This is a genomic window from Flavobacterium sp. HNIBRBA15423 (genome assembly GCF_052655965.1).
The window spans coordinates 2460954-2473333 of record NZ_CP199751.1 but is presented as its reverse complement, the minus strand read 5'-3'; the positions used below and the strand labels follow the sequence as shown (position 1 = coordinate 2473333).

Below are 12380 nucleotides of genomic sequence, written 5' to 3'. Positions count from 1 at the left end.
GCTTTTTTTATTAGCTTAATATATCACTAAGCATATTTGAAGACAAAGGTTTAGAAATATAATCTTTTACTAAATAGTGGTCTTTTGCTTTAGCAATATCATCATTATGATTAGAAGAGGAAAGCATATATAGCTTAATTGTGGTAGCATGATTTTCAAATTCTTGTTGAAATTCTTCTAAAAAATCCCAACCACTCTTTATAGGCATAAAAATATCTACAAAAATGACATCTGGAAACCAATAATTTTTGTTTTCTCTTAAAAATGTAATAGCATCGCTAACGCTATTAACGGTTTTAACTTCTAATGGTGTACTACTTTGTTCAATTAATTTTCTGTTAAAAAAATTAGTTACTTGATCATCATCTATTAGTAGTATTTTTTTTGTCATATGGTAGTCTTTTAGTTAATATAATATGAAATGTTGTACCTGTTGTATTTTGTTTTTTTACATGTTCAATATTAGCATGAATAGAATGGGCTAGTAATTTTGCCATATACAAACCTACACCGTTTCCTTCAATGTTTTTATGTCCTCTTTGATACAATTTAAAGATCCTTTTTTCATAATCTTTAGGTAATCCGTTACCATTGTCTTTAATGATTATTAAAGTTTCATGTGGTTTAACATCTAGTTCAATATCGATTATAAGTAAATACCCTTGTGGTCTATATTTAATAGAATTTTCAATTAATATACTAATTATTTCACTTAAAACATTTCTATGCGAAAAAAGAGTGTCTTTATTTTTAGAATTGAAATTAACAATTATTTCATTTTTTTCTAAAAGTTCTTTAAACGGATGTAAAATAGACTTAAAAAAACTAGTTAATTCAATTTGTTCATATTCATTGATAGGCTTTATTTCTTGATGATTTAAGATTTTTGTAATATCATTTACAGTATTCTCAATTTTATAAGATGTATTTTTTAGTTTTTCAAATGTCCATTTCTTTTGCGATTCATCTAAAGAATCATCTTGATAATAATCTAATAGCATAGACATATTAATAGATGATGCTCTTAATTGATGTGAAGTCATATAAGAAAAATTGCTCATGTGTTCGTTAATGCGTTGGAGGTCTTTAGATAATACATTTAATCGTAAATTATATTTTTTTTGTTTTCGTATAATAAAGATTAGAAAAATAATTAAAACAATTAGAGAAAATATTAAAAGTAATCCTGTATCAATAACCTCTTTATGTTTACTATAAAATGATTTTGGTTTAAAATATAGAATAGATTCTTTAGGTAAATCTTTTTTATTTATATGATATTTTTTAAGCTGATTAAAATCAAAACGTGGTAAATATTCTGTTTGGAGTTTTGGAGTTATTGTATTTATTCTTTTTCCTCTTAGGACCTCTAAAGCTATTTCAGAGACTTCTATACCATGTGTATAAGGATCATTTATATAACCACCTGTTGCACCATAGCCAATTAATAATGTTCCCCACATGCCATAGATAGGAATTTTGGATTTTTTTGACCAATTGGGCAAATCTTTGTGATAGGAAAAATACCTTCCATTTTTATCTTGATGAATGGCTAATAAAAAATAAGCAGAATTAGGTTCTATGTTTTCAGATTCTGTTAAAAGTTCTTCATAAGAAAAATAATCTTTAAAAATAAGTTTAATCTCTTTATTTGACCATTTTTTTATCTGTTTTTCAGCTTGTAAGGTCATTTCTTTACCTTGAGTGGTTTGGTCACTTAAAATATAAATTGTTGTTGCTTCTGGATAGGTTTGAGCTATTAAATTGAGGTTTTCTAAGACAGGTAATCCTTCAAAAATTCCAGTAAAATGTTCAGAATCTAATTGATCTAATTTTGCCAAGTCATTAATTCCACCAAAAACAACAGGACTATTCTGGAAAATATCTTTTTTGTATTTCATAAGAAATTCTAAAGCATAATCGTCTGAAGATATAATGAGATCAAATTTTATTTTTGAATATTTTTGTCTGTAAAAAGTAATTAATGATTCAAAATATAATTGATTATCTATCATGTGTCTTCCATCTAGATATTCAATATATAAACCTTCTTCTTCCAGAAATTTATTTAATTCATCAGAAACTGCATTGGTAAAGTTATCAGTCCAAGCATACTGAGGATGGTAAGAATTTAGTAAAAGTACCTTTTTATCCTTAAAAATTTGAGCATTTAAAGTATAGCACATACATAAAAAAACAACCCATAAAACCTTATCTAGATTTTTAGTTTTTTTTTGGATAGCTATCTCTAATTTTCTATTCAAAATTATAATATTGAATTGTCTCTAAAATATGAATTTTAAAAACACAGTTTTCAATTGGTAGAATTACTTATAAAAGTATGAAAAAAGTTTAATATTACTGCTAATTTTTTTAAGAAATTTCTTAATAATGATTAAAAAAGTAATGATTTGTCTTTGAATTAATTAAACACTTTTTTTTAAATTACTTCCATGTAATTTGTAGTGCATAGGCATTTTTACTCTCTTTAGTAATACTATAAATAGAGAAAGAATCACTTTCAGTTCTGTGAATTGCTGCAATATCATTTAGATTTAATTCTCGCATAAAGTTAATATCTAAAGAAGCAATTTCTTGCTTAATTAGCTTTTTAGAGTTTTCTAAATCAAAACACCATTCCATGTATTTTACATTGTTTACATGGTTTACTACATCTAAATCTGATAAAACTACTGTTCGGGTTCCAATAACATTAGCATTAGGATCTATTTCAATTTTATTAGTAGATTTTGTTGTTGCGTTAATTTGAAATTTTTGAAAATGATCGTGTGGTAATGCTAATATGTCTGGTCTTCTTGTTTTTGTATTAATTACAGCCCAATATGTTTCGCAACCCACTATTTTTTCTCCATTTAAATGCATTTCCATACAACGAACAGAACGGGAATTTTCTAAAGTTTTAACCCATGTTTTAATAGTAACACTATCTCTCCATTGAGGCAGCTTTTCTATTTCTAATCGCATTCTACTCATTACCCATGCTTGATGATGTTCTTGCATATCAGTAAAACTAATACCTCCTAAATCGGCATGATTTCCTGCAGTAATTTGTAATAAATTACATAAATCGGTATATTTTAAAAAACCATTTGGATAACAATGTAAAAAGTTAATTTCATATTGTTGTTCAAACGTAGAAGTGAAGTTGGAAGCAATTGGCATTTTATAATTTCGATTTTATATAGTTTGTTATTTCTTCTATGTTTACTTGATAATCAAACCAAGTTACATTTTCTGTTCGTTTAAACCAAGTAATTTGTCTTTTTGCGAAACGTCTGGTGTTTTTTTTAATTTCTTCAATAGCAAAATTTAAAGTTGTTTTTTCTTCAATAAAATCAAATAATTCTCTATAACCCACAGTTTGTAGAGCATTCAATTCTTTGTTAGGAAATAATGTTTTAACTTCTTCAAGTAAACCTTCATTTATCATAATATCAACTCTTTGGTTAATTCTATCATACATGATTTCTCTATCGGCTTCTAAACCAATTATTATAGGAGTAAAGTTTCTATTGTTTTTTCGTTTACCAATAAAACTCGAATATGGTTTTCCTGTTCCTATACAAACTTCTACAAAACGTTTCATGCGTTGTGGATTTTGAAGTGTTTGCGGATTTTCAACAGTTAATTTTTGATAATAATTGAAATCTAATGTTTTTAATTGTTCTTGAAGATATGTTATTCCTTTTTTGTCGTATTTTAAATTAATTTGTTCTCTAACTGAAGCATCAATATCTGGAAATTCATCAAAGCCTTTTAAAACAGCATCAACATATAAACCAGAACCACCAACCATGGTTTGAATAGGATTTTCTTTAAAAAGTTGGTCCAATTTTTCTAATGCTTCTTGTTCAAAATCACCCACAGAATAATTTTCAAAAATGGATTTATTCTGGATAAAATGATGTTTAGCTAAAGCCAATTCTTTTTCATTAGGAACAGCTGTACCAATTTTCATTTCTTTAAAAAACTGACGACTATCGCAAGAAATGATATCGCAATTGAAATGCTGTGCTAGTTTGATACTTAAAGCCGTTTTTCCTATTGCTGTTGGACCTATTATGGTGATGAGGTAGTTCAATAGTTATTTTTTAATTTATTTTAAGTTTTTTTATTTCCGTTTGGTATTCAGAAAGACAATCTTGGAATAATGGCAATAAAATCTTTTTCTGTTCATCCATTGACTTCTTTGATATTATTAGGTATTCATCTTGAGAAATACTATCCATGATTTTTTTCATAGAACAAGTACAATACTCTTTTGTTAAAATTGGATATTCGATTGACATATTTTTTGAATCGGATAGACATTTTTTTATTAAAATAGATTCGCTTTCAATTGACCATTTTTTTGATGATTTTTGATGATGGAAATAATTTATGATATTATATCCAGACACTAAGATTATTATTACAATTATCCAATGTTTTCCTTTCATAAAAATTTATTTTTAATCTTTTTTATTGTTTCTTAAAGCTTTAATTTATTTATAATTGTTTCTTCCCAATTTTTATCGTTTGGATCAACGATTATTGTTTTAAAATTAAATTTTTCTCCTTCCATTTCAACTCCTTTTGAATCATCAATATGAATGTCAAATCCGAATGTATTAGGGGATTTTGAACTATTAAGATTTAATTGAGTTAAGATTTGTCTGTTTTCAATTTGATTTACTATTTTGTTAACTGACAAACCATAATATTTAAATGTAATTCTAATCTGAAATTTTTTACGATATGAAGTGGTATAAATATGAATTTGATGGCCTTCTTCTTGTAATTTTCTTATTAATTTGGGAGTTCCTTTTCTTATCTTTTCAATACCAATAAATTTAGCTAATAAATTTCTCCTTTCTGTTTCAAACTCATTAGAATAAGGAATTAAAGTACTATCTAAATCAAAACTAATATTCATTTAATCATCTAATAAATTATTCCCACATTGATGACAAAATCTAGCATTTTCTTGATGACCTTCTGCACCACAATCGGCACAAGGATTTTTGTCTATAATGACTAATTTTTGACTTGTTTTTGCAAGTTCAGCAGTAACAATTCCTGTTGGAACTGCAATGATACCATAACCCAAAATCATTACAAATGAAGCAATAAATTGACCTAAAGGAGTAATAGGTGAAATATCTCCGTAACCAACAGTTGTAAGGGTTACAATTGTCCAATAAATACTAGTGGGAATACTGGTAAAACCATTTTCTCTTCCTTCTACTACATACATAATTGAACCTATTAAAACTGTGCTAATTAAAACAAAGTAAATAAAAACTAAAATTTTTCCTTTACTTGCTATCATTGCATCTCGCAATTGCTTTGATTGTCCTGTAAATTGTGGGTGCTTTAATACTTTAAAAAGACGTAATAATCGTAAGGATCGAATGATGGAAAGAACTCCAGAACCAGCAAAAACTTGAGTTAAATACATTGGTAAAGTGGCTATTAAATCGACAATTCCATAAAAACTAAAGATGTACTTAAGTGGTTTATTAATGGAAATAATACGAAGTAAATATTCAATTGTAAAGAAAATGGTAATTCCCCATTCTAAAGCAATTCGAATGTTGTGATATTTATTTTCAAAACTTTCAATCGTTTCTATCATGGTTAAGAGTATACTTAATAATATTACTCCTAATAAGATTAAATCAAATGCTTTTCCAGCTATGGTATTGGTACCATAAATAATAATATAGGTTTTTTTTCTGAATTTCTGAAAAGCTGTTTTTTCTTTACTCATGATACAAATTTAAAGATTAAAAAGGAATCATTTTCATTACTTTATGTTTTCTTAAATAACCTTGAATAATGTTTTTTGTATCTCGGTTATTTTGCATGGAAATTAGTATTTTTTTTAGAATATCTAAATTGGTAATTTGGTAATTTAAAGCATAGAAACAATAGCCTTTATAAATACCATTTTCGATTAAAATGGCACTTCTTTCATCATGAGTTCTTCCTTTATCTACAATAATCATATTATTTGTGGCAAAGGTGTTTTCGTCTATAAAAAGGTTTACTCTTTTGTTGTATTCTTCAGGATTTTCTTTATCGATACAAGCTCCATAGCATTGTTTAATGTCATATTGAAAACAGCTTTTTTTGGTATCATATAATCTGTTTATTTTTTGGCACAAATTATAATTTTCAGTTATTTTAAAAAGAGCAGTTTTACCTTCTTGTGCAGAAGTAAAAGAAGTAATTTCTTTTTTCCTTCCATCAGCTTTTTGTACACTAAGACTTATATATCCTTTTTCATTTTTTTCAGCATATAAGGCCCAATTGAATAAAGTTTTACGTTGTGCTCTATTGTAAATAGGTTTGTTTATTTTTATTTCTTCGCTTTCTTTTAAAAGTGCAATGAGTTCACTTCCAGTTTCTTCATAAGTAACGGTGTAAACGTCTCGTTGTATTTTTTTGCTTTTTTGATTGGTGGCAGTGAAATGTTGGTTGACTCTTTTTTTGATATTTTTACTTTTACCAATGTAAATAAGGTCACCTTTTTCATTGTGAATATAATAAATACCTGTTTTTGAAGGCACTGATTCTACTATGTCTAATAGTTTTGGAGACATTCCAGCCTTAATTTCTGTATTGATATAGCTTTTTACAATTTCTTTTTCCGAATCTTTAGAAAGAAGTAGTTTAAAAAGTTTTACCGTAGCCATAGCATCACCGCTAGCTCTATGTCGATCTGCAATAGGAATGCCAAGCGAACGTGTTAGCTTTCCTAAACTATAAGATGGTTGCTCTGGAATTAGTTTTTTAGATAGTTCAACAGTACAAATTGTTGGTTTTTTAAAGGTATAGCCCAAACGTCTAAATTCGGTACTTAAAATTCGATAATCAAAAGAAGCATTGTGTGCAACAAGGATGCATCCTTCTGTTATTTCTATAATCCTTTTTGCAATTTCATAAAATTTAGGAGCAGAACGTAACATAGCATTGTTTATACCTGTTAGTTTTACTACAAAAGGTTGAATTGTCTTCTCTGGATTTACAAGGCTAATAAACTGGTCTATTACTTCATGACCATCATATTTATAAATGGCAATTTCAGTAATTCCTTCTTCATTATATTGACCACCAGTGGTTTCTATGTCGAGTATACAGTACAAATTTAGTATTCAGTGTTCAGTTATTAGTATTCAGTATTTAAAAATTGACGCCTTGTCTTATTGATAATTTCGGTTTCCAAATATACTACTTCCAATGCGAACCATTGTACTTCCACATGAGATTGCTAATTCATAATCACCAGACATTCCCATGGAAAGAGTATTCAGTTTGAAGTGCTCCGTATTTAGTTTGTCGAAAATAGATTTTAAACGTAAAAATTCTTTTTTTATTTGATTTTGATTTTCCGTAAATGTTGCCATTCCCATTAAACCAGCGATTTTTATATTTCGAAAAGTCTCCTTGTCATGCTGAATTTGTTTCAGCATCTCATCCAATTCGGTTTCATCTAATCCAAATTTTGTTTCTTCTTCTGCAATATGAATTTGAAGCAAACAATTAATTATTCTATTGTTTTTAGCAGCTTGTTTGTTGATTTCCTTTAGTAATTTAAAACTATCTACACCATGAATTAAACTCACATAAGGAGCCATATATTTTACCTTATTGGTTTGAACATGACCAATCATGTGCCATTGAATGTCTTTTGGCATTTTTTCATATTTGTCTGTCATTTCTTGGATTTTGTTTTCTCCAAAAATACGCTGACCTGCATTGTAAGCTTCCATTAAATCAGAAATAGGTTTTGTTTTTGAAACCGCTACTAATATAACATGTTCTGGAAGTGTGTTTTTTATTTTATTTAAATTGTTAGCAATTGACATATTTTTTATTTTTTGAACACAGATTTAAGAAATTTCTATAATTTTAAAAATTTCTTAAATTTGTGTTCCTTTTATTCATTTTGTAATCATAATTCATAAACAATCAGCCCACTTCTAAACTTAGGTTCGATATACGTACTTTTTGGAGGCATAATCAAATTATTGTCTGCCAATGCTTTTATTTCTGAAATATCAGAAGGGTAGAGCATGAAACCTACTTCAAATTCTCCTTCATCTACAATTTGTTTTATAGAGGTGATAGATTGTTTTCCAGGAATATAATCAATACGTTCATCATTTCGTAAATCTTCAATGCCTAAAATAGGAAATAATACTTTGTTGTATAATATTTGGGCATCTAAATTATTTAAAATAGAATTTTTATCAAATGAATCTTCTAAATTATGTTTGTAAAATAAGGCATAAAAAATACCGTCTAAATACATTCCAAATTCAAATTTGTTTTCAGGTTTCCATAGCTCTTGATCTTTACATTTAATAATGAAATTTTCCGCTAATTTTTCTAGAAAGGCTTCTTTGGAATGATGGTTTAAATCGCGAACCATTCTATTAAATTCATAAATTTTCACATTGCTTTCTGCAATTAAAAAACTCATGAAGTAATTTAAATTTGGGTTACCCAAATGTTTATCTTGCTCGTATAAAACTTCCGCAGAAGCTGAACGATGATGACCATCAGCAATATATAAATTGGGAATTTTTTCAAAATGTTCTTGTAGCCAATCAATATCACTTTGTGTGTCAATTTTCCAAAGCGTATGTTTTTCTTTAGTAGTTGTGGAAAAAGAATAAATAGGTTCGCTTTGTTTTTTTAATAACAACCAAGTATTAATTTCAACACTATCAGGATAAGTTATTAAAACAGGTTCTGTATTAAATTGGGTTTGATGTAAATAATCTTTGAATAATTCTACACGATATTGTAAAGTATCTTCATGTTTTTTAATCACATTATTTTGATAATCTTCAACGGAAGTTCCGGCAATTATACCTGTGAAAATCTGCTTTTTTGCTTGAATTTCATAGACGTAGAAGACTGCTTTTTCTTCTTGAATAAAAACCTTATCGTTTTTGAAGTCTTTATATTTTAGAGCAACACCTTTAAACCGCTTGTCCCAACTGATTTTTTGCGAATGCGCATAAGCTGGATTAATAACATGCAAAAAGGAATACGGATTAAAGTTCAACCAAGCAGCAAGCTCCGCCTGACTATAATCGTCATAATTTCTACAAGTTACTAAACCAATTTTATCTGGAGCAGGACGAACTGCTTTAAATGGGATTATTTTACTCATAAGTTAGTCAAAAGTCGAAAGTTTAAAAGTCGAAAAAAGCTACTTTTAGACTTTCGACATTAGTCTTTACGACTTAATAAATTGTTTAGAAACTTTCTCTGCTTTTTTGCTTTCAGAATAGTCATAAAAACCTTCTCCTGATTTAATACCAAGTTTTCCAGCCATTACCATATTTGCTAATAAAGGACATGGAGCATATTTTGGATTTTTAAAACCATCATACATAACGTTTAAGATAGAAAGACAAACATCAAGACCAATAAAATCTGCTAGTTGTAGCGGACCCATTGGATGAGCCATTCCTAGCTTCATTACAGTATCAATTTCCTCCACACCAGCAACTCCATTGTATAAAGTTTCAATAGCTTCGTTTATCATTGGCATTAAAATTCTATTAGCTACAAAACCAGGATAATCGTTAACTTCTGTTGGAGTTTTTCCTAATTTCACAGATAAATCCATGATTATTTTTGTCACTTCGTTTGAAGTAGAATACCCACGAATAATTTCGACCAATTTCATAATAGGAACAGGATTCATAAAATGCATTCCAATAACACGTTCTGGATGTACTACTTGCGCAGCAATTTGAGTAATAGAAATGGAAGATGTGTTTGTAGCCAAAATTACATTATGATTGCAAATATCACTTAGTTGCTTGAAAATTTTTAGTTTTAAATCTACATTTTCTGTAGCAGCTTCTATAACTAAATCACAACCTACAACACCATCTTTTGTATCTGTATAAGTGATGATGTTGCTAATAGTTTTTAATTTATCTTCTTCAGAAATACTTCCTTTTGCAACCATTCGGTCTAAGTTTTTAGCGATGGTTGTCATTCCTCTTTCAATGGCTTGTTCAGAAATATCGATAAGTTTAACAGTAAATCCAGATTGAGCAAAAGTATGAGCAATTCCGTTACCCATTGTTCCAGCTCCTATAACAGCTATTTGTTTCATTGTATTGATTTTGATTTTTTAGTATAAATTAAAAATATAATTATACCTATCATTATTATAAATTCGAATATTTTATTTTCTTTCCAAGAGTGTATTGCTAAACCGATTAGAAAAAATCCACTAATTATTTCTGTAATAATTGATACTATCTTAAAAAATGACTTTACTTTTTCAGATAATTTACTATTAAAGTACATAATTAACTGGTGCATTATCCCAAGAAATAAACACAACGCTATTGAAATAATTATAAAGAATAAAAGAAATCTTTCATTGCTACTTTTGTTACTTAAGGCTTCAATCAAAAATAAAAGAGTGTATGAAAGAAAAATAATATACACTAGTGGTTTTATCTTTTTGGTTAAAGCAATAGTTATAAAATCTTTTCTTGTCATTTATTACTATTTCATTTCCATGGAATCAATAATCATGTAAGCTACACGTAACGCTTCAGTTCCATCTTCAAGGGTTACAATTGGAGTGGTATTGTTATTGATTGCATCTGCAAAAGTTTCTAATTCTTCTAAAATGGCATTGTTTGTATTCACTTGCGGATTATCAAAATAGATTTGTTTTTTTATTCCTTCTGCATTTTGTAAAATCATGTCAAAATCACCAGGTACTTCAGGAGCATCTTTCATTTTTACTACTTCACATATTTTTTCTAAATAATCTACTGAGATATAAGCATCTTTTTGAAAGAAACGCGATTTACGCATATTTTTCATTGAAATTCGACTTGAAGTGACATTTGCAACACAACCATTTTCAAATTCGATTCTTGCATTTGCAATATCTGGAGAATCTGAAATAACTGCAACACCACTTGCATTAACCGATTTTACTTTTGATTTAACAACACTTAAAATAGCATCTATATCATGAATCATTAAGTCTAAAACCACAGGAACATCTGTACCTCTAGGGTTAAATTCGGCCAAACGATGTGTTTCAATAAACATTGGGTTTTCAATTTTATCTTTTACTGCTTTAAAAGCAGGATTAAATCGTTCCACATGACCTACTTGACCTTTTACATTATGTTTTTTGGCTATAGCTATAATTTTTTCAGCCTCTTCAACAGTATTTGAAATAGGTTTTTCTAAAAAAACATGTTTGCCAGCTTGTATTGCTTCTAAAGCACAATCATAATGAGAAAGAGTAGGAGTAACTATGTCTATTACATCTACAGCATTAATTAATTCTGCTATTGAATCAAATTTTTTATATCCAAATTCTGCTGCAATTTTCTTTGCGTTTTCTTCAAATGGATCATAAAAGCCAACAAGTTCATATTTTGAAGATTGATTTAATAATCGTAAATGTATTTTTCCTAAATGACCAGCACCTAGAACACCAACTTTTAACATAATAAAGTATTTTCAACAAAAATACATATTTGTTTGTAGTTTTGGGATTGTGTGTAAAGTTTTTTTTGGAATTTTCAATTTGTTTTTTGAGTTTTTTACATCTATTTTTACCAAAAACTAATAGCCTATAAATTGAAAGATACACCCAAACATCAAGGACTTAGAAATCAACTTGCTAAATTATTAGAAGAGAAAGGAATTAGTGATAAAAATGTATTAGAAGCTATTAAAAAAATTCCTCGTCATTTATTTTTAAACTCAAGCTTTGAAGATTTTGCTTATCAGGATAAAGCGTTCCCTATAGGAGCAGGACAAACTATATCTCAACCTTATACAGTTGCTTTTCAAAGTCAGTTATTAGAAGTAAAAAAAGAACATAAAATTTTAGAAATAGGAACAGGAAGTGGTTATCAAACTGCTGTTTTATGCACTATGGGAGCAAAAGTATATACTATTGAAAGGCAAAATGAGCTTTTTAAGACAACTTCCTTATTGTTGCCAAAATTAGGCATTCGACCTAAATACATTTCTTTTGGAGATGGTTATAAAGGTTTACCACAATATGCTCCATACGATAGTATTATTGTAACTGCTGGAGCACCTTTTATTCCACAACCTTTATTGGCTCAATTGAAGATAGGAGGTAAATTGGTTATTCCTTTAGGTGAAAAAAATCAAATTATGACTATGTTGGTAAGAAAAAATGAATCACAATTTGAAAAACATGAGTTTGGAGAATTTCGTTTTGTACCACTTTTAGAAGATAAGAATTAATTTTACTTTTATAATTGAAGTAATTTAGTTCTAATCTGATATTCTTGTGTAGGAAGATAAAGGCGAAAGCAGGAATTTTCATGGCA

Annotated in this window: 13 protein-coding genes; 1 reads left to right on the top strand and 12 read right to left on the bottom strand. The window is 28.2% G+C overall.

Going from position 1 to position 12380, the window contains the following annotated elements:
• Positions 1 to 10 precede the first annotated feature (10 nt).
• The 12 genes from ACULEV_RS11085 to ACULEV_RS11030 all read right to left on the bottom strand — a co-directional run bounded on the left by ACULEV_RS11085 (position 11) and on the right by ACULEV_RS11030 (position 11520).
• Positions 11 to 391, bottom strand: coding sequence for a response regulator (locus ACULEV_RS11085; RefSeq protein WP_445455121.1), 381 nt, complete (start codon positions 389 to 391; stop codon positions 11 to 13).
• Positions 363 to 2264, bottom strand: coding sequence for a sensor histidine kinase (locus ACULEV_RS11080; protein WP_445455120.1), 1902 nt, complete (start codon positions 2262 to 2264; stop codon positions 363 to 365). The genes ACULEV_RS11085 and ACULEV_RS11080 overlap by 29 nt, the downstream gene beginning before the upstream one ends.
• Before the next feature lie 181 nt (positions 2265 to 2445).
• Complete coding sequence (locus ACULEV_RS11075) at positions 2446 to 3183, bottom strand: acyl-[acyl-carrier-protein] thioesterase (RefSeq protein WP_445455119.1); 738 nt, start codon at positions 3181 to 3183, stop codon at positions 2446 to 2448.
• 1 nt (position 3184) lies between these two features.
• Positions 3185 to 4102: a tRNA (adenosine(37)-N6)-dimethylallyltransferase MiaA gene (miaA, locus tag ACULEV_RS11070; RefSeq protein ID WP_445455118.1), complete on the bottom strand. Its 918-nt coding sequence runs from the start codon at positions 4100 to 4102 to the stop codon at positions 3185 to 3187.
• 10 nt (positions 4103 to 4112) lie between these two features.
• Positions 4113 to 4460, bottom strand: coding sequence for a hypothetical protein (locus tag ACULEV_RS11065; protein WP_445455117.1), 348 nt, complete (start codon positions 4458 to 4460; stop codon positions 4113 to 4115).
• Positions 4461 to 4492: 32 nt separating this feature from the next.
• The gene (locus ACULEV_RS11060; protein ID WP_445455116.1) at positions 4493 to 4936 is read right to left on the bottom strand and encodes an HAD family hydrolase; all 444 of its coding nucleotides are present in this window, start codon (positions 4934 to 4936) and stop codon (positions 4493 to 4495) included.
• A complete protein-coding gene (locus ACULEV_RS11055; RefSeq protein ID WP_445455115.1) occupies positions 4937 to 5773 on the bottom strand; it encodes an ion transporter in 837 nt (278 codons plus the stop codon).
• 16 nt (positions 5774 to 5789) lie between these two features.
• On the bottom strand, positions 5790 to 7151 hold the full coding sequence (locus ACULEV_RS11050; RefSeq protein ID WP_445455114.1) for an exonuclease domain-containing protein: 1362 nt from the start codon (positions 7149 to 7151) through the stop codon (positions 5790 to 5792).
• 57 nt (positions 7152 to 7208) lie between these two features.
• Positions 7209 to 7874 (bottom strand): YggS family pyridoxal phosphate-dependent enzyme, encoded by a 666-nt coding sequence (locus ACULEV_RS11045; protein ID WP_445455113.1) that lies wholly within the window; start codon positions 7872 to 7874, stop codon positions 7209 to 7211.
• A gap of 86 nt (positions 7875 to 7960) precedes the next feature.
• Complete coding sequence (locus ACULEV_RS11040) at positions 7961 to 9190, bottom strand: DUF1015 domain-containing protein (RefSeq protein ID WP_445455112.1); 1230 nt, start codon at positions 9188 to 9190, stop codon at positions 7961 to 7963.
• A 66-nt stretch (positions 9191 to 9256) separates the two neighbouring features.
• A complete protein-coding gene (locus ACULEV_RS11035; protein ID WP_445455111.1) occupies positions 9257 to 10150 on the bottom strand; it encodes a 3-hydroxyacyl-CoA dehydrogenase family protein in 894 nt (297 codons plus the stop codon).
• A gap of 401 nt (positions 10151 to 10551) precedes the next feature.
• Positions 10552 to 11520, bottom strand: a complete 969-nt coding sequence (locus tag ACULEV_RS11030) for a Gfo/Idh/MocA family protein (protein WP_445455110.1) — start codon at positions 11518 to 11520, stop codon at positions 10552 to 10554.
• Positions 11521 to 11652: 132 nt separating this feature from the next.
• On the opposite strand from ACULEV_RS11030, the gene ACULEV_RS11025 reads away from it, so the two are divergent.
• Positions 11653 to 12294: a protein-L-isoaspartate(D-aspartate) O-methyltransferase gene (locus tag ACULEV_RS11025; RefSeq protein WP_445455109.1), complete on the top strand. Its 642-nt coding sequence runs from the start codon at positions 11653 to 11655 to the stop codon at positions 12292 to 12294.
• Positions 12295 to 12380 lie beyond the last annotated feature (86 nt).

Excerpts from the sequence above, each read along its gene's own strand:
- ACULEV_RS11085 (WP_445455121.1), bottom strand. The coding sequence starts at position 391 with ATGACAAAAAAAATACTACTAATAGATGATGATCAAGTAACTAATTTT.
- ACULEV_RS11075 (WP_445455119.1), bottom strand. The coding sequence starts at position 3,183 with ATGCCAATTGCTTCCAACTTCACTTCTACGTTTGAACAACAATATGAA.
- ACULEV_RS11065 (WP_445455117.1), bottom strand. The coding sequence starts at position 4,460 with ATGAAAGGAAAACATTGGATAATTGTAATAATAATCTTAGTGTCTGGA.
- ACULEV_RS11060 (WP_445455116.1), bottom strand. The coding sequence starts at position 4,936 with ATGAATATTAGTTTTGATTTAGATAGTACTTTAATTCCTTATTCTAAT.
- ACULEV_RS11055 (WP_445455115.1), bottom strand. The coding sequence starts at position 5,773 with ATGAGTAAAGAAAAAACAGCTTTTCAGAAATTCAGAAAAAAAACCTAT.
- ACULEV_RS11045 (WP_445455113.1), bottom strand. The coding sequence starts at position 7,874 with ATGTCAATTGCTAACAATTTAAATAAAATAAAAAACACACTTCCAGAA.
- ACULEV_RS11040 (WP_445455112.1), bottom strand. The coding sequence starts at position 9,190 with ATGAGTAAAATAATCCCATTTAAAGCAGTTCGTCCTGCTCCAGATAAA.
- ACULEV_RS11035 (WP_445455111.1), bottom strand. The coding sequence starts at position 10,150 with ATGAAACAAATAGCTGTTATAGGAGCTGGAACAATGGGTAACGGAATT.
- ACULEV_RS11030 (WP_445455110.1), bottom strand. The coding sequence starts at position 11,520 with ATGTTAAAAGTTGGTGTTCTAGGTGCTGGTCATTTAGGAAAAATACAT.